General features: G+C 65.6%; 20 protein-coding genes. 7 read left to right on the plus strand and 13 right to left on the minus strand.

Going from position 1 to position 22,275, the window contains the following annotated elements; genetic code table 11:
* Window positions 1-148: 148 nt before the first annotated feature.
* From BM118_RS30850 to ubiE, 8 genes are all read right to left on the minus strand, one after another.
* The gene (locus BM118_RS30850) at window positions 149-871 is read right to left on the minus strand and encodes a nucleotidyltransferase family protein (RefSeq protein WP_092190379.1); all 723 of its coding nucleotides are present in this window, start codon (window positions 869-871) and stop codon (window positions 149-151) included.
* Between the two features lie 166 nt (window positions 872-1,037).
* Entirely contained in the window at window positions 1,038-1,355 is a 318-nt protein-coding gene (locus BM118_RS30855) for a PilZ domain-containing protein (RefSeq protein ID WP_092190381.1), read from the minus strand.
* An 87-nt stretch (window positions 1,356-1,442) separates the two neighbouring features.
* Window positions 1,443-2,975 carry a tRNA (adenosine(37)-N6)-threonylcarbamoyltransferase complex ATPase subunit type 1 TsaE gene (gene tsaE / locus BM118_RS30860; protein ID WP_092190383.1) on the minus strand — a complete coding sequence of 511 codons (1,533 nt, stop codon included), beginning with the start codon at window positions 2,973-2,975 and terminating at the stop codon, window positions 1,443-1,445.
* Window positions 2,972-5,476, minus strand: a complete 2,505-nt coding sequence (locus BM118_RS30865) for a PAS domain-containing sensor histidine kinase (RefSeq protein WP_092190385.1) — start codon at window positions 5,474-5,476, stop codon at window positions 2,972-2,974. Before BM118_RS30865 ends, tsaE begins: the two co-directional genes overlap by 4 nt.
* Window positions 5,477-5,667: 191 nt before the next feature.
* Entirely contained in the window at window positions 5,668-6,126 is a 459-nt protein-coding gene (dut, locus tag BM118_RS30870) for a dUTP diphosphatase (RefSeq protein WP_092190387.1), read from the minus strand.
* On the minus strand, window positions 6,123-7,562 hold the full coding sequence (gene coaBC, locus BM118_RS30875; protein ID WP_092190389.1) for a bifunctional phosphopantothenoylcysteine decarboxylase/phosphopantothenate--cysteine ligase CoaBC: 1,440 nt from the start codon (window positions 7,560-7,562) through the stop codon (window positions 6,123-6,125). Before coaBC ends, dut begins: the two co-directional genes overlap by 4 nt.
* A gap of 57 nt (window positions 7,563-7,619) precedes the next feature.
* Window positions 7,620-9,194: a 2-polyprenylphenol 6-hydroxylase gene (gene ubiB, locus BM118_RS30880; protein ID WP_092190391.1), complete on the minus strand. Its 1,575-nt coding sequence runs from the start codon at window positions 9,192-9,194 to the stop codon at window positions 7,620-7,622.
* Window positions 9,191-9,952 carry a bifunctional demethylmenaquinone methyltransferase/2-methoxy-6-polyprenyl-1,4-benzoquinol methylase UbiE gene (gene ubiE, locus BM118_RS30885; protein WP_092190393.1) on the minus strand — a complete coding sequence of 254 codons (762 nt, stop codon included), beginning with the start codon at window positions 9,950-9,952 and terminating at the stop codon, window positions 9,191-9,193. The genes ubiB and ubiE overlap by 4 nt, the downstream gene beginning before the upstream one ends.
* 81 nt (window positions 9,953-10,033) lie before the next feature.
* Here ubiE and mutM point away from each other — a divergent pair, with 81 nt between their 5' ends.
* On the plus strand, window positions 10,034-10,915 hold the full coding sequence (gene mutM, locus BM118_RS30890) for a bifunctional DNA-formamidopyrimidine glycosylase/DNA-(apurinic or apyrimidinic site) lyase (protein WP_092190395.1): 882 nt from the start codon (window positions 10,034-10,036) through the stop codon (window positions 10,913-10,915).
* A gap of 260 nt (window positions 10,916-11,175) precedes the next feature.
* On the opposite strand, the gene BM118_RS30895 is transcribed toward mutM, so the two are convergent.
* Window positions 11,176-11,919, minus strand: a complete 744-nt coding sequence (locus BM118_RS30895; RefSeq protein WP_092190397.1) for a ParA family protein — start codon at window positions 11,917-11,919, stop codon at window positions 11,176-11,178.
* 245 nt (window positions 11,920-12,164) lie between these two features.
* Window positions 12,165-13,526, minus strand: a complete 1,362-nt coding sequence (locus BM118_RS30900; protein ID WP_177234859.1) for a serine protease — start codon at window positions 13,524-13,526, stop codon at window positions 12,165-12,167.
* Window positions 13,527-13,793: 267 nt separating this feature from the next.
* On the opposite strand from BM118_RS30900, the gene BM118_RS30910 reads away from it, so the two are divergent.
* A complete protein-coding gene (locus BM118_RS30910) occupies window positions 13,794-14,597 on the plus strand; it encodes a HesA/MoeB/ThiF family protein (protein ID WP_092190402.1) in 804 nt (267 codons plus the stop codon).
* An 8-nt stretch (window positions 14,598-14,605) separates the two neighbouring features.
* Here the strand turns inward: BM118_RS30910 and BM118_RS30915 are convergent, their stop codons facing one another.
* The gene (locus BM118_RS30915) at window positions 14,606-15,613 is read right to left on the minus strand and encodes an aldo/keto reductase (RefSeq protein WP_092190404.1); all 1,008 of its coding nucleotides are present in this window, start codon (window positions 15,611-15,613) and stop codon (window positions 14,606-14,608) included.
* A 117-nt stretch (window positions 15,614-15,730) separates the two neighbouring features.
* On the opposite strand from BM118_RS30915, the gene BM118_RS30920 reads away from it, so the two are divergent.
* A complete protein-coding gene (locus BM118_RS30920) occupies window positions 15,731-16,642 on the plus strand; it encodes a LysR family transcriptional regulator (protein ID WP_092190406.1) in 912 nt (303 codons plus the stop codon).
* Between the two features lie 3 nt (window positions 16,643-16,645).
* On the opposite strand, the gene BM118_RS30925 is transcribed toward BM118_RS30920, so the two are convergent.
* The gene (locus BM118_RS30925; protein WP_092190408.1) at window positions 16,646-17,647 is read right to left on the minus strand and encodes a 2-hydroxyacid dehydrogenase; all 1,002 of its coding nucleotides are present in this window, start codon (window positions 17,645-17,647) and stop codon (window positions 16,646-16,648) included.
* A gap of 328 nt (window positions 17,648-17,975) precedes the next feature.
* Here BM118_RS30925 and BM118_RS30930 point away from each other — a divergent pair, with 328 nt between their 5' ends.
* Complete coding sequence (locus BM118_RS30930; protein WP_011083590.1) at window positions 17,976-18,506, plus strand: SH3 domain-containing protein; 531 nt, start codon at window positions 17,976-17,978, stop codon at window positions 18,504-18,506.
* Between the two features lie 149 nt (window positions 18,507-18,655).
* Here the strand turns inward: BM118_RS30930 and irrA are convergent, their stop codons facing one another.
* Window positions 18,656-19,147, minus strand: coding sequence for an iron response transcriptional regulator IrrA (gene irrA / locus BM118_RS30935; RefSeq protein WP_092190410.1), 492 nt, complete (start codon window positions 19,145-19,147; stop codon window positions 18,656-18,658).
* Window positions 19,148-19,498: 351 nt separating this feature from the next.
* On the opposite strand from irrA, the gene fabA reads away from it, so the two are divergent.
* The 3 genes from fabA (at window position 19,499) to fabI (ending at window position 22,235) form a co-directional block, all read left to right on the plus strand.
* Window positions 19,499-20,020: a 3-hydroxyacyl-[acyl-carrier-protein] dehydratase FabA gene (gene fabA / locus BM118_RS30940; protein ID WP_092190412.1), complete on the plus strand. Its 522-nt coding sequence runs from the start codon at window positions 19,499-19,501 to the stop codon at window positions 20,018-20,020.
* 40 nt (window positions 20,021-20,060) lie between these two features.
* Entirely contained in the window at window positions 20,061-21,284 is a 1,224-nt protein-coding gene (gene fabB / locus BM118_RS30945) for a beta-ketoacyl-ACP synthase I (RefSeq protein ID WP_092190414.1), read from the plus strand.
* 153 nt (window positions 21,285-21,437) lie between these two features.
* Window positions 21,438-22,235, plus strand: coding sequence for an enoyl-ACP reductase FabI (gene fabI, locus BM118_RS30950; protein ID WP_092190416.1), 798 nt, complete (start codon window positions 21,438-21,440; stop codon window positions 22,233-22,235).
* Window positions 22,236-22,275: the final 40 nt, after the last annotated feature.

Genomic DNA, 22,275 nt, shown 5'->3' on the forward strand with positions numbered 1-22,275 from the left:
ACGGTTCTGGCGGCTTGTTTCCCGCTGTCATCATCCGCGAAGGCGGATGATCCAGTATTCCAGAGACGGTCGAGATTCAGCCGAGAAGCCGCGGCGTACTGGATGCCCCGCCTTCGCGGGGCATGACAGCGATGCGAGTGGCTGAACTCTAAGCCACGCTCTCCAGAAACGCCTCTTCGGCGGCATGCACGGCATCAGGGGTGCCGACATGCATCCAGACGCCGTCGAGGCGCAGGCCGAACAGGCGCTCCTGCTCGTTGGCGCGGTCGAACATCCTGGTCAGCGAGAACTCGCCCTGCGGCGCATCGGCGAAGATCGACGGCGACAGGATCGCCGCGCCGGCATAGACGAAGGGAACGACCTCTTTCTCCTTGCGCTTGCGCAAGGCCCCGTCGGGCAGCATGCCGTAATCGCCGCGGCCGCTATAGCCGATGCTGGTCGCCGTCGGCGCCATCAAGAGCAGGATGTCCATGCGTGCGGGATCGAAGTTTTCGGCAAGGCGCGCCAGGTTGGAGCGCACGCCGTCGATCCACAGCGTGTCGGAATTGACATGGAAGAACGGCGCGTTGCCGAGCAGCGGCAGCGCCTTGACCACGCCGCCGCCGGTGCCGAGCACCTGGTCGCGCTCGTCCGAAATGGTGACGCGCGGTTGCTGGCGCGATGCAACGTGATCGATAATCTGGTCCGGCAGGTAGTGCACATTGACCACCGCCTCGGTCACGCCGGCCTGGCCGAGCTTGTCGAGCACGTGGTCGAGCAGCGGCTGGCCCGCCACTGGCACCATCGGCTTCGGCATCTTGTCCGTCAACGGACGCATGCGCAGGCCGAACCCCGCGGCGAGCACCATGGCTTTGGTCGGTTTGACGGACATCGTTTGCCTTCTCGGATTCGTCTTTCTCAGCCTCGTGGACTCAGAACTCTCGGAATTACTCTTGGAATTCGCGTTCGCAGCAATCCTAGCACGGCCCTCATTCAGCCGCACCGCATCTCAACCGCCTTAACCACCTGCCGTGACGGTTGTACGACGGGTGTGACCGTTACGCCCCGACGGATGCGGAACGGGCCTTTTTCTTCTTCTCGCCGAGCTTGAGGAAATTGGCGCCGATCTGGTCGCCATTGACCCAGGCCAGCTCGCATCGCCGGTACGCGAGTCCGGTGGACGACAGCAGGAGAAAGAATTCCTTCAGATGGAGGCCTTCGACCGAACCGTCGATGGTCAGCTTGGCGCCGCTCTCGGAGACGTCCTCCATGGTGCAGTCGCGCCGCCACGTGCCGTCGATCCCCATCATCTGGGCCGGAATCCCGCGTTCGAAAACAACCCGGCTGTTGCCGCGCTGGTCCGTCTTTACTGCCATCTGTCCCGCTCCAGCCCCGCAATCATCCGGCTGCCTCGCCGCCAGAATACCGACGTCTTGGCTAACAGCCGGTAAATCGGGCCCGAATCAGCCTTCAGGCAGCCCTTGGGGCGGCGGGACGCAGGCAAGATACCAGTCGCGCAAATGGGCGAGCGAGGGATGCGCCAGCGAACGCTGGAGATAGGTCCAGATCCGCGGCTGGTGGCGCAGATAATGCGGCTTGCCGTCGCGGCGGTTGAGCCGGGCGAAGGTGCCGAGCAGGCGGGTGTTCCGCTGCGCCGACATGATGGCGTAGAGCTCGGCGAAACCGGCCGGATCGAAGCTCGCATCATCAGCGCGGCGCGCTTTGATGTAGCGCGACAACAGCGTCAGCTCGAGATTTTCGGGCACGTCGATGCGGGCGTCCTGGAGCAGCGACACCACGTCGTAGGATCGCGGCCCCAGCACGGTGTCCTGGAAGTCGATCACGCCGACGCGTTCGATGCCGGTGCGCATCCCGAGCCAGATCAGATTGGGCGAGTGGAAGTCGCGGATGATCCACGTCGTCGGCGCGGCCAGCGGCTTCTTCAGCAGCTCGCGCCACATCGCAAGGAATTCCGTACGCTTCGCCTCGCTCAGCGGCGCGTTGCGATCGGGCAGATACCACTCCAGCATCAATCCGATTTCGATCAGCATCGCCTCGGTGTCGAAGACCGGAATGGCGTAGGTCTGCCCGTCCAGCGGCAGCGTTTCCGGCAGCGTCTTGCCGTGCAGCACCGCCAGCACATCGGTCGCGGCCTCGTAACGCTCGACGATCGGGCGCGGCGGGTCGCCTTCGATCACGCCTTCGCTGCCAAAATCCTCGGTGATGAGGAAGCCGTGGTCGAGATCGCAGTGGTGGATCGCGGGCGCGGAGATTCCCTGTGCGCGCAGGCCTTCGTCGATGGCGACGAAAGGCTTGACGTTCTCGGCGAGATGCACCGCGGCGCTGTAGGATCTTCCGTTGTAGAGCGCTGCGCCGTCGGGGCGCTGCGGAAAGTTCATGAGGATAACGATCTCGTCGTCGCGCACCAGCCGCGCGTAGGAGCGGGTCGAGGCGTCGCCGGCCATGCGCCGCCGCGTCGCGTCGAGATAGCCGGATGTGTCGAGGAATTCGCGCAGCGCCTTCAGACGCGCGACCTGGGCTGCGCCCTTGCCGTAACCGGTGATGTCGGCCGCGCGCGCATTCGAGCCCAGAGCCGGACGATGCGTGAGTGCGATGTCGATGCGATCCGCGGGCATCGCCGACGGCGCACGCTCCGGCCATTCGATCAGGACAAGCGTGGCGTCCGGCAGCGGCGACAGCCCGATCTCCTCGAGCTCGCTCTCGTCCTCGACACGGTAGAGGTCGGCATGCATGACCGGGAACGGCGGCAGCTCATAACCCTGCACCAGGGTGAAGGTCGGGCTCGGCACTTCCAGCGCATCGTCTGCGGCGAGGTAGCGGATCATGGCGCGCGCGGCCGCGGTCTTGCCGGCGCCGAGGTCGCCGGTGAGCGTGATGACATCGCCCGGGCCGACCAGTAGCGCGAGATCGGCCATCAATTGCGCGGTGGCCGTCTCGTTGTGAAGCGCGACGGAGAATGTGGTTGGCGCAGTCATTCGGCGGCGTCGCGATGCGCCGCCTGGTCGGTCGGGAAGTCGCAGATCACGACCGTGCCCCTGCCCACGATCGAATCCACCCGCACCTTGCCGCCATGCAGCTCGACGAAGGAGCGCACCAGCGACAGGCCGAGCCCGGCGCCGCGGTGACGCGACCCCTGCGAGCGGCTTTCGAACCAGTTGAACACCTTGTCCTTCATGTCGGCAGGTATTCCAGGCCCGGAATCTGTCACAGTGAAGACCACACTGTGCTCGGTGCGGCGCGCGCTGATGCCGACGGTGGAATCCTGTGGAGAAAACCCGACGGCGTTGGCGAGGAGGTTATAGAGCACCTGCACCACGCGCTTCTCGTCGCCGGTGAAGCTGCCGATATCGGGCGCGATCTCGACCTTCAGGCGGATACGGTCGGTGGCGAGCCGGTCCTGGATGCCTTCGGCGGCGAGCTCGATGGCCTTGCTGACGTCGACCGGTCCGAGTTCCAGCTTCATCGCACCGGCGTCGATGGTGGCGAGATCGAGGATGTTGTTGGTCAGCGCCAGCAGCGCGTTGGTCGATTTGGTGACGTAGTCGAGATATTCGGCCTGTTTCGGCGTCAGCGGTCCGGTCGAGGGATCGCTGAGGAAATGCGCAAAACCGATGATGGTGGTGAGCGGCGAGCGCAGCTCGTAGGAGACGTGGTGGACGAAGTCCACCTTCATCTGGTCGGCGGCCTCCAGCGCCTCGTTGCGCTCGCGCAGCGCGCGCTCGACGTTTTCGGTGTCGGTGATGTCCTGGAACGTCAGCATGGTCGCGCCGTCATGCAGCGGCCGGATCATGCCGTCGAGCACGCTGCCGTCCTTGCGCTCCAGCTTCAGCGGCACGTCGGCGCGGCTCTCGATCGAGGTGACGGCCTCGCGGATCTGCCGCCAGACCACGGGGTCGTCGAACAGCTGATGGCACCAGCCTTCGACGGTCTGGATGTGCGGCTCGTCGCGCATCGCGTCGCTCGACAGCTTCCACATCCGGACGAAGGCCGGGTTGAACAGCTGCGCCTTGCCGTTGCTGCCGAACACTGCGACGCCCTCGGCGAGGCTGTCCAGCGTCTCGCGCTGGACGCGGATCATGCCGTCGAAGCGGCGGGCGAGCTCGAGGCTCGCGGTGACGTCGTCGAACAGATAGGTGACGCCGCCTTCCGGGTTCGGCGTGGTGACGACGGAGAGGGCGCGGCCGTCGGGCAGGTACCAGGTGTCCTTGGCCGCCTCGACCGCGCGATACGCCTCGTGCAGCTTGGCCTTCCAGGCGCGGAAGTCGGGCTGCTCCGGCAGTTTTCTCGCGGCACGGAGCTGGTCCAGCACGCTGGAATCATCGGGATCGGCGTCGAGGAACGAGCGGTCGAGGTCCCACAGCCGGCGGTAGGAATCGTTGTAGAAGGCGAGGCGCCGCTGGCCGTCGAACACGGCAACGCCGGAGGAGAGCTGGTCGAGCGTGCGGCGATGCGCCTCCGCCATCCGCACCAGCGCCGAGCTCAGCGCGTCCGCCTCGCTGGCGTCGATCGCGACGCCGACACTGCCGCTGCCGACTTTGACGGCGCGCACGTCGTAGATGCGCCGCTCGCCGTCGATCACGATCGGCAGCCGCGAGGTGAAATTGGCCGCGTCCTTCAGTCCCCGTTCCATCGCGCTGCGGTCGGCGCTGTCGAGCAGCTCGAGCTTGCGCTCCTGGGCGTCGCTGAAGCTCGCAGCCTCGGTCGCGCGGACATAAGCCGGGTTGGCGAAAGTGAGCGCGCCGTTCCCGCCCTTGGCCCAGATCGGCCAGGGTGCCGTGGCAGCGAAGCCGCGCAGCATCTCGGTCTCGTCGGAGAGCGCCTTGTAGCGCAGATTGGTCTCGGCCAGATCGCGGCGCAGGCCCGAGAGTTCGCGAATCCTGACAATGGCCTGGCCGCCGATGGCGCGGCCGATGGCCTCCAACGTGTGGCCATGCGCGGTGGTCAGCGTCAGCTGGAACCCGTCGCCGCGGTCGCGCAGCGCATCCACGGCGTGGTCCATCTGGAGGGCGGGTTCCGGCGGCAGCCAGGTTCCGAAGGCGAGCACGCGCTGCGGGGAGGAGTCGCGCGGCAGCACCATCGAGATGTCGCCGGAAATCTGCGCGCGATTGTCGCCGGCCGGCCAGGAGATCAGGATCTGCGGCTCGGCGAACAGCAGCGCGCCGAAACGGTCGGCCTGGAGTTGCAGTTCCCCGATCCGCGCGCGCAGCCGCGCCTCGCTCTTCGCCGTGCGCACGCGCGTGCGCATCAACAGGATCGCGGCCACCACCGAGAAGCCAAGCAGCGCCAGCGCGGTGGCGAGCACCGCGAGTTCCTGCCGGTTGAAGTCCAGCAATTCCGAGAGTGTGTCGACGAAGTCGGCGGCCTCAGCCGGCGCAGCCGGCAGCAGCGCCGCAAGAGCGCTCCCGATCAGGCCGTTGCGCACGAGCGATGAGCACGATAGCAGCGTCCGACGCATCGACACGATCACGCCTGACATAATTGCCCCAAGACCGCACGAATTTACGCGCGGCGACCCCCGTCGCGCGCGAATCAAACGACAATACCCTCACCGCGACTCCACCGGTAAGAGTCCAGATCGTGAACGCAAAGGTGGCCCCAAAAAAATGCGGGGAGTGGCGTTCCAGGCTCCCGTAGTTCTTCGGGTGATTCGGCTGGAATTGCCGTGCGTTAGCGGCCGGTCGAGCCGAAGCCGCCGGCGCCGCGATCGGTCGCTGACAAGGTCGCCACGGGAACCAGCGCGGCCTGAACCACGGGCGCAATGACCATCTGCGCGATGCGCTCGCCGCGCTTGATCACGAAGGGGACCGCGCCGTGGTTGATCAGGATCACCTTGATCTCGCCGCGGTAGTCCGCGTCGATGGTTCCGGGCGTATTCAGCACCGTGACGCCGTGCTTGGCGGCAAGTCCCGAGCGCGGCCGCACCTGCGCCTCGTGCCCGGGCGGCAAGGCGATCGCAAGTCCCGTCGGCACCAGCGCATATTGGCCGGATGCAAGCGTCAGCGGCTCGCTGTCCGGAACCGCGGCCATCAGATCGAGACCGGCGGCCTCCGCCGTCTGATAGGCCGGCAGCGGCAGGCCCTCGGCGTGGGCCAGCTGCTGCAGTTCGACGGTGACCTTCGTGCTCAAGATGCGGATTCCAGGGATTTGCCGGTCACGCTCCTTGCGACATGCGCGACCAGTTCGATAGCGACCTGTTCCTTGGTCATCACCGGCCAGGAATCAACTGCAATCTCTCCATCCCTGCGACTAATCAAATGCACGGTGTTGCGGTCGCCGCCCATCACGCCGGTCGCCGGTGAGACGTCGTTGGCGACGATCCAGTCGCAGCCCTTGCGGGCAAGCTTGGATTTGGCGTTGTCGATGAGGTGCTCGGTCTCGGCGGCGAAGCCGATCACAAGCGGCGGGCGCTTGTCGGTCAGCTTCGAGATCGTGGCGAGGATGTCGGGGTTCTCGACCAGCTGAAGCGGCGGCATGCCGGCCGAGGTCTTCTTCAGCTTCTGCTCGCCTTCATTGGCGACACGCCAGTCGGCGACCGCGGCGGCGAAGATCGCGATGTCGGCGGGAAGGGCGGCCTGCACCTGCTCCAGCATCTGCCGCGCCGATTCCACATGCTTTACCGTCACGCCCTGGGGATCCCCAAGATCGACCGGGCCGCTCACCAGGATCACCTCGGCGCCGGCGACGTGCGCGGCAGCGGCGATGGCAAAGCCCTGCTTGCCGGAGGAGCGGTTGGCGATGTAGCGCACCGGGTCGATCGGCTCGTGGGTGGGGCCAGCGGTGATCAGCACGCGCTTGCCGGCAAGCGGACGCGGCACCGGCGGCCGCAGCAGGCGTTCGGCGGCGGTGGCGATCTCGATCGCTTCCGACATGCGGCCGACGCCCGCTTCGCCGGCCTCGGCCATCTCGCCGGAATTGGGGCCGATCAGCACCACGCCGTCGCGCTGGAGCAAGCCAACGTTGCGTCGGGTCGCCGCGTTGTTCCACATCAGCGGATTCATTGCCGGCGCCAGCAGCACCTTGCGATTGGTCGCGAGCAGGATGGCGCTGGCGAGGTCGTCGGCATGGCCGTTCGCCATCTTGGCCATCAGGTCGGCGGTGGCGGGGGCGACCACGATCAAATCGCAGTCACGCGCCAGGCGGATATGACCGGCGTCGAACTCGCTCTGGGGATCGAACAGGTCGGTATAGACGCGCTCATGCGAGAGGGCGCTGACCGAGAGCGGCGTGACGAATTGCTGCGCCGCCTTGGTCAGCACGCAGCGGACCTCGACGCGGCGCTCCTTCAGCCTTCGGATCAGGTCGAGCGATTTGAAGGCTGCAATCCCGCCGCCGATGATCAGGGTGACGCTGGCCTCGGGAAGGGCGCCGGTGCGCTGAGGTGCCGGAGCGGTGGATGCCGCAGGCGGCACCGAAAACGGCGTCAGCGGCTCCTCACGGCCCTCGATCAGCTCCCGCAGGATGACCCGGACCTCTTCCTCGACGGACCTGTGGTTCTTGGCCGAACGCAGCCGTAGATAGGTTTTGACACCCTCGTCGAGCTTGCGGATGGTCAGGCTTGCCATGACGCCCCTCCAGCACGGAATGATAGCGATGCTATCATTCACATGATTGCAGTGCAATCATAGATTCCGGACGGCGATCAGGATTCCGATAAAGGTCGCGGCGATGATCCAGAGCGCCACGGTGCGCCAGCGGTTCTTGCGGCCCTCGCTGCGGCCCATCGCCGCGATGCTCTCCGGCGACAGCCGCAGGCCCTCCCGCGTCATGGTCTCGAGCTGCTCCAGCACCGCGACCGAGCGCTGCGCGATGTCGGGCAGGCGCATCAGCACACGGGCAAGATCGCCGCCGCCGGAAATCGCGCCCTGCACGCGGCCGATCGGTCCGAGATTGCGCTCGATCCATTCACGCACCACGGGGTCGGCGACCTTCCAGATGTCGAGCCTGGGGTCGAAGACGCGCGCGACGCCTTCGACCACCACCATGGTCTTCTGGAGCAGGATCAGCTCGGGCCGCGTCGTCATGTCGAACAGGCCGGTGACCTCGAGCAGCAGCGTCAGCAGCCGCGCCATCGAGATCTCCTCGGCGGTGCGGTTGTGGATCGGCTCGCCGATGGCGCGGATCGCTTGCGCGAAATTCTCGACCGAGTGGTGCGCGGGCACGTAGCCCGCTTCGAAATGCACCTCGGCGACGCGGCGATAATCGCGCGTGATGAAGCCGAGCAGGATTTCCGCGAGGAAGCGCCGCTCCTTCATCCCGAGCCGGCCCATGATGCCGAAATCGACCGCGACGAGGCGGCCGGTATCGTCCAGGAACAAATTGCCTGGATGCATGTCGGCATGAAAGAAACCGTCGCGCAGCGCGTGGCGCAGAAAACTCTGGATCACCTTGCGGCCGAGATCGGGCAGATCGACCTGGGCTTCTGCAAGGCGCTTGTGATCGTTCAGCGCGATGCCGTCGATCCACTCCATCGTCAGCACGTTATGCGTGGTGCGGTCCCAATCGACGGTCGGCACGCGGAAATCAGGATCGTCGCGGGTGTTCTCCGCCATCTCCGACAGCGCCGCCGCTTCCAGCCGCAGATCCATCTCCATCGCGACCGAGCGCGACATGGTGTTGATGACCTCGATGAGGCGCAGGCGCCGCGCCTCGGACGAATAGGCTTCGGCCTTGTACGCGACGAAGAAGAAATCGGAGAGATCGCGGCGGAAGCGCGAGGCGACGTTGGGCCGCAGCACCTTGACCGCGACCGACTTGCGCATGCCGTCGCGCAAGACTTCCCCGCGATGCACCTGTGCGATCGAGGCGGCGGCGACCGCCGGGCCGAAGCTCGTAAACACGTCTTTCAGCGGGCGTTCCAGCGAGGTCGCGATCGCCGCTTCCGCTTCCTCCTGCGAAAACGGCGGCAGGCGATCCTGGAGACTTTCCAGATCGCGCGCCATGATGAAGCCGACGACGTCGGGGCGCGTGGCCAGAAACTGCCCGAGCTTGAGATAGGCCGGGCCCATCCGGGTCAGCGCGCGCGACAGTCGCGGTCCGTGCTTTGGACCGCGCCGTTCGACGATGCGCGCAAGCTTCAGCGCGAGCTGCCCGGGCGGCGGCACCAGGCTCGGGTCGACGGAGCCGAACACGCCCTCACGCGCGAACACGAACGCAGCGCGCATCAGGCGCGCAGTGTGGGTGATGGCAGAAATCACAAACGCCAGCCCGTATGCAGTGCGACGATGCCGCCGGACAATATCTGCCAGTTCACGCGGGCGAAGCCGGCGTTGCGGATCATGTCGGCGAAGGCGTTGGGCTTGGGAAACTTGCGGATCGATTCGACGAGATATTGGTAGGACTCGGCATCGCCCGTGATCATGCGGCCGAGCGGCGGGATCACCTTGAAGGAGAACAGGTCATAGAGCTTGTCGAGGCCGGGCATCTCGACGGTCGAGAACTCCAGGCACAGGAAGCGGCTGCCGGGCCTCAGCACGCGGTAGGCCTCGCGCAGCGCCAGGTCGATCTGCGGCACGTTGCGAATGCCGAAAGCGATCGTATATGCGTCGAAGCTGCGGTCGGCAAAAGCGAGCGCTTCGGCATTGCCCTCGACGAAATCGACCTGGGTCTCGAGATGGCGCTTGGCGGCGCGCTCGCGGCCCACGGCAAGCATGTCGGAATTGATGTCGCAGACCGTGGCGTGAAAGCCGGGGCCGGCCGCCTTGGCGGCACGGAACGAGATGTCGCCGGTGCCGCCGGCGACGTCGAGCAACGCGAACGGCCGGTCGCTCCTCGGCGGATCCAGCGCGTTGATCATGATGTCCTTCCAGACCCGGTGCAGGCCACCGGACATCAGGTCGTTCATCAGGTCATAGCGCGACGCCACGCTGTGAAACACATCGTTCACCAGCGTCTGCTTGTCCCCCAGGGGAACGTCCCTGAAGCCAAAATGCGTGGTTTCGCCCGGCCGATCCATTACTCTACTCCACGAGGCGGACCATAGCGCGCCCGCCGCAATGGCGCTATCACACCGCCCTCATAAGGTGAATGCCTGACCATGCCTGAATTGCCCGAAGTCGAGACCGTCCGCCGCGGCCTTCAGCCCGTCATGGAGGGTGCGAAAATCGTCGTGGCGGAGGCCCGCCGGCCGGACTTGCGCTTTCCGTTCCAGCCGGATTTCGTGGCCCGGCTCCAGGGGCAGGTCGTCACCGGCCTTGGCCGCCGCGCAAAATATCTCATGGCCGATCTGGCCTCCGGCGACGTGCTCTTGATGCATCTGGGCATGTCGGGCTCGTTTCGCGTCATCAAACCGGACAATGATGCCGCACCTGGCGAGTTTCACTATCCGCGCGGTAAAGACACCACCCATGACCACGTGCTGTTTCGGATGTCCTCGGGCGCCGACATCGTCTTCAACGATCCGCGCCGCTTCGGTTACATGAAAGTGATCGCGCGCAACGCGCTCGAAGATGAGCCGCTGTTGCGCGGCCTCGGCCCCGAGCCGCTCGGCAACGAATTCGATGCCGCGATGCTGGCGCGATCCTGCGAAGGCAAGACCACGAGCCTGAAGGCGGCGCTGCTCGACCAGCGCGTGGTGGCCGGGCTCGGCAACATCTATGTCTGCGAGGCCCTGCATCGCTCGCATCTCTCGCCGCGCCGGATCGCCGCGACGCTGTCGACCAGGAAGGGCGAGCCGACAGACCATGCGAAGAGATTGGTCGGTGCGATCCACACCGTGCTGAACGACGCCATCAAGGCCGGCGGCTCGTCACTGCGCGACCATCGCCAGACCACGGGCGAGCTCGGCTACTTCCAGCATTCGTTCAAGGTCTATGACCGCGAAGGCGAGACCTGCAAGACGCCTGCTTGCGGCGGCACGATCAAGCGCTTCAACCAGAACGGCCGGTCGACCTTCTGGTGTTCGAAATGTCAGAAGTGAGGATCAGGCTCGCAGCCGAGAGGCCGTAAGTCTCTGCGAGGGGCCGCGCCTGCCACGAGCGTCATTGCGAGCGCAGCGAAGCAATCCAGGGTCTTCCCGCGGAGGAATTCTGGATTGCTTCGCTGCGCTCGCAATGACGGGATGGATGGAGCCGAAAACGCGAAGCGAAGCAATCCGGCCGGGCTGGTGGCCGAATTGCTTCGTCGCTGGGGCCCTTCCGGATGGTGAAGGGCTGGCGGCCGCCTGAGCGATCGCCCCGCTCAGGACGCCAGTGTCGTGGTCTCGTCCGCCGCAAGCTCGGTGGCGGCATGCAGCATGCCGTCCGTGGCCGAGATGACCTGGTCGATCAGCACATTGGTCGTGGCGCTGAGCTCGAGCCGGGTCTCGATCCACTGCCACAGGCCGCGGATCTCGTCCGCCGACTTGCCGTTCGGCGCGAATTCGCTGACGGCGAGGCCGCTGGCGAGTGAATCCTGGTGGTCGTTGCGCATCGCGATCAGCGGGCGCGCGAGCACTTCGGCGAGATCGAGCGCGGCTTCCTCGGCGAGTGTGTTGGCGGCGTTGTCGATGCGCTGGCCGCGGATCGGCGTCTGGTTCAGCGCGAAGCTGTAGGGCCGCTTCCAGGCGCGCGCGACGCTGAGCGTCGAGGCGGTCGCCTCGATGTCGGCGACGCTCGGGCGGGCCGGGATCAGGCAGAGGTCGGAATGGCGGATCGCGGCGGTGGTCGCGGCGCTGAGGCCGGCCGCGGTGTCGACGATCGCAAGCTGGAGGCCGCTGTCGGCGAGCATCTTCAGGCGCGGGCCGATGTCGGCGGCGTGATAGATCGGCTCGACCACGAGATCCTCGGTGGTGCGACGGCGCAGCCAGTTGGACAGGGTGCCCTGCGGGTCGGTCTCGATCAGGCGGACGGTGAAGCCGGCCTGCTTGGCTGCCAGCGCGAGGCCGATGGCAAGCGTGCTCTTGCCACTGCCACCCTTTTGGGTGGCCAGTACGATCGTGTGCATGGAAGATAAATCCTTTGGAGTGCCTGGGTCAGGAATACGCCACGCGAACGTGCATCGCTTCTGGATGCTGAGCTCTTCTCGCTCAGGACGTGCCGGCCCGATCCAAAGGGGATCGCGGAGGTCCGAATCAACGGTAATAATGATGGCGGAATCGGGAATGCCAGCTAATCCGTACCATTACTGGACCCGTAGTCGTACGTGCGATGTGCGCCGATCGACACGAGAGATTGTGATTGTCGACCGGCTTACTTCCGCACGCAGATGACACGCACGACAGCCGCCTTCGCATCCGTTGACGTGCCGTTCGCCGTGACGCCGTTGGCCTTCAGGAAATCGCGCACCGTCTCCGCTGAGACCATCACGGCTTGCGATGCCGGCACCGCTGTCGCGGGTCCCGCCACCATCGCCGGCTTCAGCAGCGCAATGCCGGCGAATTTGCCGTCGGCGTCGATCGCGGGGCTACCGGAAAATCCGACCGCCGGTGGCGGCGACAGTGCGGAATCGCTGTTCGTGACGGGCGCCAGCGCGCCCTTGACATTCGAGACCCCGGCCGCGCCGCCCTGGCTTTGCGGATCGGCGATGCCGACGACGTCGACATTCGTCTTCGCCCCGCCACCGGCGAGGCTGAGCGGCTTCAGGCCGCGCGCGCCGTAGATGTGCAACAGCGCGAGATCGTGCTCCTTGTCTTCGGCAAGACGATCGGCGCTGCCGTAGCCGGCGATGGTGATCGCGAGACAGCTGTCGGTGACGAGGCGGTCGGTGAGGATCGCGCCGTCGTCGCTGACGACGATGCCGGTGCCGTATTCGACGGTCTTGCGCGGCGCCGGTCCGGCTTGCGGTCCTGCCGGAAATGCGTTGAACGCGCTCGACATCGCGATCACGACCGGCTCGACCGTGTTCTCGGTGGCCTGATCGTAGAGGATCGTCATGATGCGGACTTCGTCGCCCTTGAAGGTGCCGCGCACGTAGAATTTCTTCAGGCCCTGGAGACCGGACAGCGCGAAGAAGTCGGGCTTCACCACGGTGTAGTCGATCTTGCGGCCGGCCGGCTCCTTCTTCTCGGCGTCCGCGAGCTTTGCGGTGGTCGGGTTCGCCTCCTTGCGCCGGCTGAGCAGCACCTGCACCGTTCCGGTCGGCGAGGTCCATTTCGAGCCGTTGGCGTCGGTCGCCTGCTGCGGCACCAGCTTGCCGGGGATGCCGAGCCGGGCGCCGCTGGTCGGCTCCATCACGATCTTCCAGCCGACGCTGTCCTGCTTCCGCCGCGCGGTCTCGGCGAGCGCGGCACGCTCCTGCGGATTGAGCACGCCGGTCGGCTTGCCGCCCTTGTTCTTCTGGTACTCCTTGATGGCATTGACCATGCGCTCGCTGACGTCGCCGGTGATGGCGCCGTTATATTGGCCGACCCAGGCGAGGTCGAACTGGAGCGACAGGCGTTCGGCCTGCGCCATGGCATCGGCCGTTTCCGACGGTGTTTGGAGTGCGGGCGGGCGGATCGGAACGGTCTGGACCGTCTTCGGCTTGGTGCCGGGGCTCTGCGGCGTCGTCATCTGGGCGTTCGCGCCTGTGGCGGCCGCAAACATCAGTGTTGCCGCAAGCATCGATCTCATGACAAATCCAGCCAGCCCATTGAACGCAATGCCATTGAAGCACATCTCGTTGGTCGCGAACAATCTCGGGGTGGTTCAGGCCTGCGGGCAGGCCGGATCCTCATCTGAGAGGACGTGAGTGTTACGGAGTCATTCCGGGGCGGCTCAAAGAGCCGAACCCGGAATCTCGAGATTCCGGGTTCGATGCTTCGCATCGCCCCGGAATGACAGTATGTGCGACTTCCGCGCTCCTCACGGGGAGCGGCAGCAATCTAGGAAGAGCTGAGAATGCTGAGCCCGGACGAACTCGAACGCTATGCCCGCCATATCGTGCTGCGCGACGTCGGCGGCCCGGGCCAGGCTGCGCTGAAGCGGGCCTCGGTGCTGGTGGTCGGCGCCGGCGGGCTCGGTGCGCCCGCCTTGATGTATCTGGCCGCCGCCGGGATCGGCACGCTCGGCGTGGTCGATGACGACGTGGTATCGCTGTCCAACCTCCAGCGCCAGGTGATCCATACGACGCCGGACATCGGCCGCCACAAGGTCGAGAGCGCGGCCGAGCGGATTTCCGCGCTCAATCCGCATGTGCGCTTCGTCGGTCACGCCACCTGGCTCAACGCCGACAACGCGCTCAGCCTGATCGGCGACTACGACCTCGTGCTCGACGGCTCCGACAATTTCTCGACGCGTTATCTGGTCTCGGATGCCTGCTTCTTCGCGAAGAGGCCGCTGATCACCGCGGCGCTCGGCACCTTCGACGGCTCGCTCACCACCATCCGCGCACATGAGACGAACGAGCAGGGCGTGTTCAACCCGACTTATCGCTGCCTGTTTCCGGAAGCGCCGCCGCCCGGCACGGTGCCGGCCTGCGCCGAGGCGGGCGTCATGGGCGCGCTCGCGGGCGTGCTGGGCTCGATGATGGCGCTGGAGGCGATCCGCGAGATCGTCGGTTTCGGCGACGGCCTCGTTGGCCGCCTCCTGATGATCGATGCGCGCGCGATGCGCTTCGAGACGCTGCGCTACGAGCGCGATCCGGCCAATCCGCTCAACGGCGATGGGCCTGTGATCACCGACCTCAGCGCCCATCGCACCTGATTGCCGGCCTACGCGCCGGCCGGCTTCTCGCTGTCGAGATGCGCCATCTGCTCGGCCGCATAGCGCGTGCCGGAAGCGACATTCGGCGGGAAGGCCTGTGCCAGGGCCGCAAGATGCGCCGGTGTCAGCGTCACCTTGGTCGCGCCGAGCGCTTCGGTGAGGCGGTTGCGGGTGCGGGCGCCGACCAGCGGCACGATCTCTTTGCCCTGCGCCGCCACCCAGGCGATCGCGACCTGCGCCGGTGTCGCGCCGATCTCGGCCGCGATGGCACGCAGCCGCTCCACCAGCGCGAGATTGGCGTCGAGATTGTTGCCCTGGAAGCGCGGCGTCATCAGCCGGTAGTCCCTGCCGGCCTTGCCCGAGTCCTTCGACCAATGGCCGCTGATCAGGCCCCGCGCGAGCACGCCATAGGCGGTGATGCCGATGCCGAGTTCGCGGCAGGTCTTCAGAATGTCGCGCTCGATGCCGCGCTCGATCAGCGAATACTCGATCTGGAGATCGACGATCGGATGCACCGCATGCGCGCGGCGAATTGTGTCGGAGCCGACCTCGGACAGTCCGATATGCCGGATGTAGCCGGCCTTCACGAGATCGGCGAGGCCGCCGATGGTCTCCTCGATGGGAACGTTGGGATCGAGCCGCGCCGGGCGATAGACGTCGATGTAGTCGGTGCCGAGACGCTGCAGCGAGTAGGCGAGGAAGTTCTTTGTCGCGCCCGGCCTTGTGTCCATGCCGGCGAATTCACCGGCGGGGCCGCGCAGCGCGCCGAACTTGACGCTGATCTGCACTCTGTCGCGCGGGACGTTCGTCAGCGCCTCGCGAACCAGCATCTCGTTGTGGCCCATGGCGTAGAAGTCGCCGGTGTCGAGCAGCGTGATGCCGGCATCGAGCGCCGCATGCACCGTAGCAATGCTCTCGCCGCGATCGGCGGGGCCATAGACCTCCGACATGCCCATGCAGCCGAGACCGAGGGCGGAGATGGTGGGGCCGGTTGAACCGAGTTTGCGCTGTTCCATGATGGCTCTCCTCGAAAAGGCGGGCGGATTGCGCCGCGTGACGAGGCTGGATATGCGCCCGGGCGATTGCGCCGATAAGCTGGACAATCTGGAATAGCTTGTTCACATTAGCGAACAATGACGGATCCTGACCTGCGCGATCTCGATGTCTTCGTGGCGGTCGCCCGCACCCGCAATTTCCGGCGCGCGGCGGTTGAAATTCGCGTGTCGGTGTCGAGCCTTAGCCAGAGACTACGGGACCTGGAAGAGCGCCTTGGCGTCCGCCTGATGAACCGTACCACCCGCAGCGTCGCCCTGACCGAGGCGGGTGAGCTGCTGCTCTCGCGCGTGGCTCCGGCGCTGCGCGATGTCGGCGATGCGCTCGATCAGGTGCGGGGCCTGCGCGAGGTCGCCTCGGGCCGCCTGCGCATCAACGCGCCGCCGCCGGCAGTCGATCTCGTGCTGGCGCCGATGGTCGGGCCGTTTCTTCAGGCGCATCCGCAGGTCGCTCTCGACATCGTCAGCGAAAGCGGCTTCGTCGACATCGTCAGCGCCGGCTTCGATGCCGGCGTGCGCTATGGCGAGCATCTCGCGCAGGACATGGTGGCGGTCCCGCTGAGCGGCCCGCAGCACTATGTCGTCGTCGCATCGCCTGCTTACCTCGCGCGCCGCGGCAGGCCGCGACATCCGAAGGACCTGCTCGATCATGATTGCATCCGCGCCCGCTACTCGAGCGGCGTCATGCACGATTGGGAGTTCGAGAAGGGTGGCCAGATCATGAAGGTCGATCCGCCCGCAAAACTGATCTCGACCAATATGGGCCTTGCCATGCGCGCCGCACTCGATGGCGTAGGAGTGTGGGCAACGCTCGACGGCTATGTCGGTGAAGCCTTGAAGTCCGGTGCGCTGGTCAGCCTGCTCCAGGATTGGTGCGAGCCGTTTCCGGGACCGTTCCTGTACTATCCGAGCCGGCGCCAGGTGCCGCCGGCGCTGCGCGCCTTCATCGATTTCGTCGCCGACTGGCGCAAGCGCGAAACGCGCAGCAAATAAGCCTCAGAGCATGCTCGGCAGCACGCGATCCGGCGGCTTGTGCGCGTCGAGGAAGGTGCGGATGTTGATGATCACCTTCTCGCCCATCTCGACGCGGCCTTCGATCGTGGCCGAGCCCATATGCGGCAGCAGCGTCACCTTGCCGGCCTTGGCGAGCCGCACCAGCTTGGGATTCACCGCGGGCTCGTGCTCGTAGACGTCGAGGCCGGCGCCGCCGATCTCGCCGCCTTCGATCAGCTTGATCAGCGTGTCCTCATCGGTGACCTCGCCGCGCGCGGTATTGACGATGTAGGCATCCTTGCGGATCAGCTTCAGCCGCCGCGCCGAGAGCAGGTGATAGGTCGCCGGCGTGTGCGGACAGTTCACCGAGAGGATGTCCATCCGCGCCAGCATCTGGTCGAGGCTTTCCCAATAGGTCGCGCCGAGCTCTTCGGCGATCTTCGGCGCCACGGGACGGCGATTGTGGTAGTGGATCTGAAGGCCGAAGGCGCGGGCGCGGCGCGCCACCGCCTGGCCGATGCGGCCCATGCCGATGATGCCGAGGCGCTTGCCGCCGATGCGGTGGCCGAGCATCCAGGTCGGCGACCAACCGGGCCAGGGCTTTCCTTCCGTCAGGATCGAGGCGCCTTCGATCATTCGCCGAGGCACGGCCAGGATCAGTGCCATGGTCATGTCGGCGGTGTCTTCGGTCAGAACCTTTGGCGTGTTGGTGACGGTGATGCCGCGGGCATGCGCGGCCTCGACATCGATATTGTCGACGCCGTTGCCGAAATTCGCGATCAGGCGGAGCTTGCAGTCGGGCTGGTTGACGATGTCGGCGGTGATGTGGTCGGTGACGGTCGGAACCAGCACGTCGGCGGTGCGCGCGGCTTCCGCGATCTGCTCGGGCGACATCGGCGTGTCGTCGAGATTGATCCGCGCGTCGAACAGCTCGCGCATCCGCGTCTCGATCGAATCCGGCAGCTTGCGCGTCACCACGACGAGGGGCTTTTTCTTCACCGACATGTCCTGCTCTCATGAGGCATCGCAAGCCGCCTCTGTCGCCAAAGGCCGGCCGTTCAGGCCTCATTAACCCGGTTGTTCGACACTGCCCTTGCCGTGTCGTCCCCGGCGTTTCCTTCAAGCTCTCCCGATATTTCCACCCGGAAAATCGGGCCAAACTGGTTGTTCAAGCGTCCGTCCTCTCTAGCAGAAGGCCGGGCCAAGACAAGAACCACGGGCCGGGCTTGGGGAACACCCGCGTGGGGCGGGTCAGGGACGACCGCGGCAGGGTTTTTTTGGAATTTTGGGGTGAGGGTCCGGCTCGGCCGGGTCCTCGACAGGAGACGGGTTGATGGCGTTGGGGCGTTTTTGTTCGGTGATGGCGCTCGTTTGCACCTGGTTGAGCGCCTCGGTCAGCCCATCGCATTCGGCGAAGGACAATACCCCCCAGAGCGCCAGCGGCCTCCCGGTGCCGCGCTATGTCAGCCTCAAGTCGGATCACGTGAACGTCCGTGCCGGCCCGACCAAGGACAATGACGTGGCCTGGGTCTATACCCGTGCCGGCCTGCCGGTCGAAATCACCGCCGAGTTCGAGAACTGGCGCCGGGTGCGCGATTCCGAGGGCGCCGAGGGCTGGGTCTATCATTCGTTGCTGTCGGGCCGCCGCACCGCGGTCGTCACCATGAAGCACAAGGACGAGCTCGCGCCGATCTACGACCGCGCCGATCCCGACAGCGCGGTTGCGGCCAAGCTCCAGGCCGGTGTCGTCACCCAGGTGAAGAAGTGCAGCGCAAACTGGTGCCGCGTCACCGGTAACGGCTTTGACGGCTGGATCCAGCAGGAACGCCTCTGGGGCGTGTATTCGGACGAGCAGGTGAACTGACTTGGTTGTCGTCCCGGCGAAGGCCGGGACCCATAACCACAGGCAAGAGTTTTACGAAGACTGGTGGTTACTCAGTCGTCCCGCGGGACGGACAGCTGTTCCTATCGATAAATCACGCGGTATGGGTCCCGGCCTTCGCCGGGACGACGCTAGCGCTTCTTGCGCAGGCGCACGACCATGTCGATGCGCGAGATCTCGTAACCCTCGGGCACCTCCGGCATCTTGGACAGGGCCAGATGCGGATCCTCGATGTCGACCAGCTCATGGCTGTTCTCGAGGTAATAATGGTGGTGGGTGGTGACGTTGGTGTCGAAATAGGTCTTGGTGCCGTCGACACTGACCTGGCGGAGCAGGCCGGCGTCGGTGAGCTGGTTCAGCGTGTTGTAGACGGTCGCCAGCGACACCGGAACCTTGGCCAGCGTGGCTTCCTCGTACAGCATTTCAGCCGTAAGGTGGCGCGCACCCTTGCCGAACAGGAGCCAGCCCAGCGCCATGCGCTGGCGCGTCGGACGGAGCCCGGCGGACTGGAGCATTTCGTTAACGTCGTGCCACGGGCAGCCGGTCAAAGCCGGCTGGCGGCCCGATAGGAGGGCCGCGGCATGGACGTCGTCGTCGTGATGGGACGCGGTATTCTCGCTCATTTCCAGATTTCGGGCACGCGTGAACAATATGTACCTGCAATATAAGAACAGATAGATGCAGATGCAAGTTTCTCGCAACTAGAGAGGTTCTAATCAGGCTGGAACCGAGCGAGCAGCCCGTCATTTTACCTTCATGACAGTGCTTTGCCGCCGAAATGGCCTGTGTTAGAGAGCGCGCGGTTCCGCTTAGCCGATTTTGGTGCACCCGGGCATCGAGGCCCGGTCCGCAGTCCATACGGGGCTTGTGGGAGTTGCGCCTGACGATGGCAGTTGGCGTTGCTCTCCGACCGGGACGGGGCCCATTTTCGCCAAAAAACGTCGCTCAATCGGACTTTGAACAGAGGCTCATGCATGCTGAACAGGCGCAACGGTTACGAATACGAAGATCTGCTGGCGTGTGCCCGCGGCGAGATGTTCGGCCCGGGCAATGCCCAGCTGCCGCTGCCGCCGATGCTCATGTTCGACCGCATCACGGAAATCAACGACAATGGCGGCGAGTTCGGCAAGGGACTGGTGCGTGCCGAGCTCGACGTGAAGCCCGACCTCTGGTTCTTCGGCTGCCATTTCAAGAGCGATCCGGTGATGCCCGGCTGCCTCGGCCTCGATGCGCTGTGGCAAATGGTCGGCTTCTATCTGGGCTGGAGCGGCGGTGAAGGTCGCGGTCGCGCGCTTGGCCTGAACGAGCTGAAGTTTAGCGGCCAGGTGCTGCCCGAGGCCCGCAAGGTTGTGTACAACGTCGATATCAAGCGCGTGATGCGGGCAAAGCTCGTGCTCGGTATTGCCGACGGGTGGCTTTCGGTCGACGACCAGATTATCTATCGCGCGAAGGACCTGAAGGTCGGCCTGTTCAAGCAGGGCACGAGCCTGGGCTGAACGCATCACAAAGAAAGACAACGATTTAGGCGAGGCTGTCATGAGGCGGGTTGTGGTCACCGGGATGGGCATCGTCTCGTCCATCGGAAACAACACCCAGGAAGTGCTTGCGAGCCTTCACGAGGCGAAGTCGGGCATTTCGCGGGCTGAGAAATATGCCGAGCTCGGCTTCCGTTCGCAGGTGCAGGGTGAGCCTACGCTCGATCCTTCGACGGTGGTCGATCGCCGCGCCATGCGTTTCCTCGGCCAGGGCGCAGCGTGGAATCACGTCGCGATGGAGCAGGCGATCCAGGATTCCGGTTTAGGGCCTGACGAAGTCTCCAACATCCGCACCGGCATCATCATGGGCTCCGGCGGCCCGTCCGCCCGGACCATCGTCGAATCCGCCGACATCACCCGTACCAAGGGGCCGAAGCGCGTCGGACCGTTTGCCGTGCCGAAGGCGATGTCCTCCACGGCCTCGGCGACGCTCGCGACCTGGTTCAAGATCAAGGGCGTCAACTATTCGATCTCCTCGGCCTGCGCGACGTCGAACCACTGCGTCGGCAATGCCTATGAGACGATCCAGATCGGCAAGCAGGACGTCATCTTCGCCGGCGGCTGCGAGGAGCTCGACTGGTCGCTGTCGGTGCTGTTCGACGCCATGGGCGCGATGTCCTCGAAGTACAACGACACGCCCGCCACGGCGTCGCGCCCCTACGACCTCAACCGCGACGGCTTCGTCATCGCCGGCGGCGCCGGCGTGCTGGTGCTGGAAGAGCTCGAGCATGCCAAGGCGCGCGGCGCGCGCATCTATGGCGAGATCGTCGGTTATGGCGCGACGTCCGATGGCTACGACATGGTTGCGCCTTCCGGCGAGGGTGCCGAGCGCTGCATGCGCATGGCGATGTCGACGGTGAAGACCAAGGTCGACTACATCAATCCGCATGCGACCTCGACGCCGGCCGGCGATCCGCCGGAGATTGACGCGCTCCGTCGGGTGTTCGGAAGTGGCGAGAAGTGCCCGCCGATCTCGGCGACCAAGGCGCTGACCGGCCATTCGCTGGGCGCCACCGGCGTGCAGGAGGCGATCTATTCGCTGCTGATGATGAACAACGGCTTCATCTGCGAGAGCGCGCACATCCAGGAGCTCGATCCCGTGTTCGCCGACATGCCGATCGTGCGCAAGCGCATCGACAACGTCAAGATCGGCACCGTGCTGTCGAACTCCTTCGGCTTCGGCGGCACCAACGCCACGCTGGTGTTCAGCCGGCTGGATGTGTAAGCCCAGCACGCTGTCATGCCCCGCGGAGGCGGGGCATCCAGTACGCCGCGGCCTCGCGATTATCATGACTGTCTCGGAATATTGGATCGCCCGCCCCAGTGCGCAGCGCGCACAAGGCGGGCGATGACGTCGAGAATAGGAGCGACGGCTGCAATGCAGGAACTGATGAAGGGCAAGCGCGGTCTGATCATGGGCATCGCCAATGATCATTCGATCGCGTGGGGCATGGCGAAGACGCTGCATGCCCACGGCGCCGAGCTTGCCTTCACCTTCCAGGGCGATGCCTTGGGCAAGCGCGTCAAGCCGTTGGCGGAGCAGCTTGGTGTGGATCTGGTGCTGCCGTGCGACGTCGAGGACATCGCCAGCGTCGATGCCACCTTCGCCGCGCTCCGCGAAAAGTGGGGCCGGCTCGATTTCGTGATCCATGCGATCGGCTTCGCCGACAAGAACGAGCTGAAGGGCCGCTACGCCGACACCAGCCGCGAGAATTTTTCGCGCACCATGGTGATCTCCTGCTTCTCGTTCACGGAGGTCGCAAAACGTGCCGCCGAGCTGATGACGGAGGGCGGCAGCATGATCACGCTGACCTTCGGCGCCTCGGAGCGCGCGATGCCGAACTACAACGTGATGGGCGTGGCCAAGGCGGCGCTGGAGGCGTCGGTGCGCTACCTCGCCTCCGATTTCGGACCGCGCGGCATTCGCGTCAACGCGATCTCCGCCGGCCCCATCCGCACGCTCGCCGGCTCCGGCATCGGTGAGGCGCGCGCGATGTTTGCCTTCATGCAAAAGCATTCGCCGCTCCGCCGCGGCGTCACGCTCGACGAGCTCGGCGGCTCGGCGCTGTATCTGCTGTCGGACCTCTCCGGCGGCGTGACCGGCGAGATCCATTACGTCGATTCCGGCTACAACATCGTTTTGATGCCGAGGCCGGACGATCTGAAGCCGGAATAAAACGTCCGCAGGCCGCTCGAAGCCGCGACGTTTCCTCGCA

This window comes from Bradyrhizobium sp. cf659, from assembly GCF_900113725.1.
Taxonomy (GTDB): Bacteria; Pseudomonadota; Alphaproteobacteria; order Rhizobiales; family Xanthobacteraceae; genus Bradyrhizobium.

Excerpts from the sequence above, each read along its gene's own strand:
- mutM (WP_092190395.1), top strand. The coding sequence starts at position 10,034 with ATGCCTGAATTGCCCGAAGTCGAGACCGTCCGCCGCGGCCTTCAGCCC.
- BM118_RS30910 (WP_092190402.1), top strand. The coding sequence starts at position 13,794 with ATGCTGAGCCCGGACGAACTCGAACGCTATGCCCGCCATATCGTGCTG.
- fabI (WP_092190416.1), top strand. The coding sequence starts at position 21,438 with ATGCAGGAACTGATGAAGGGCAAGCGCGGTCTGATCATGGGCATCGCC.
- BM118_RS30855 (WP_092190381.1), bottom strand. The coding sequence starts at position 1,355 with ATGGCAGTAAAGACGGACCAGCGCGGCAACAGCCGGGTTGTTTTCGAA.
- BM118_RS30915 (WP_092190404.1), bottom strand. The coding sequence starts at position 15,613 with ATGGAACAGCGCAAACTCGGTTCAACCGGCCCCACCATCTCCGCCCTC.
- BM118_RS30900 (WP_177234859.1), bottom strand. The coding sequence starts at position 13,526 with ATGAGATCGATGCTTGCGGCAACACTGATGTTTGCGGCCGCCACAGGC.
- BM118_RS30850 (WP_092190379.1), bottom strand. The coding sequence starts at position 871 with ATGTCCGTCAAACCGACCAAAGCCATGGTGCTCGCCGCGGGGTTCGGC.
- fabB (WP_092190414.1), top strand. The coding sequence starts at position 20,061 with ATGAGGCGGGTTGTGGTCACCGGGATGGGCATCGTCTCGTCCATCGGA.
- coaBC (WP_092190389.1), bottom strand. The coding sequence starts at position 7,562 with ATGGCAAGCCTGACCATCCGCAAGCTCGACGAGGGTGTCAAAACCTAT.
- BM118_RS30930 (WP_011083590.1), top strand. The coding sequence starts at position 17,976 with ATGGCGTTGGGGCGTTTTTGTTCGGTGATGGCGCTCGTTTGCACCTGG.
- BM118_RS30865 (WP_092190385.1), bottom strand. The coding sequence starts at position 5,476 with ATGTCAGGCGTGATCGTGTCGATGCGTCGGACGCTGCTATCGTGCTCA.
- ubiE (WP_092190393.1), bottom strand. The coding sequence starts at position 9,952 with ATGGATCGGCCGGGCGAAACCACGCATTTTGGCTTCAGGGACGTTCCC.
- BM118_RS30920 (WP_092190406.1), top strand. The coding sequence starts at position 15,731 with ATGACGGATCCTGACCTGCGCGATCTCGATGTCTTCGTGGCGGTCGCC.
- fabA (WP_092190412.1), top strand. The coding sequence starts at position 19,499 with ATGCTGAACAGGCGCAACGGTTACGAATACGAAGATCTGCTGGCGTGT.
- BM118_RS30925 (WP_092190408.1), bottom strand. The coding sequence starts at position 17,647 with ATGTCGGTGAAGAAAAAGCCCCTCGTCGTGGTGACGCGCAAGCTGCCG.
- irrA (WP_092190410.1), bottom strand. The coding sequence starts at position 19,147 with ATGAGCGAGAATACCGCGTCCCATCACGACGACGACGTCCATGCCGCG.
- BM118_RS30895 (WP_092190397.1), bottom strand. The coding sequence starts at position 11,919 with ATGCACACGATCGTACTGGCCACCCAAAAGGGTGGCAGTGGCAAGAGC.
- tsaE (WP_092190383.1), bottom strand. The coding sequence starts at position 2,975 with ATGACTGCGCCAACCACATTCTCCGTCGCGCTTCACAACGAGACGGCC.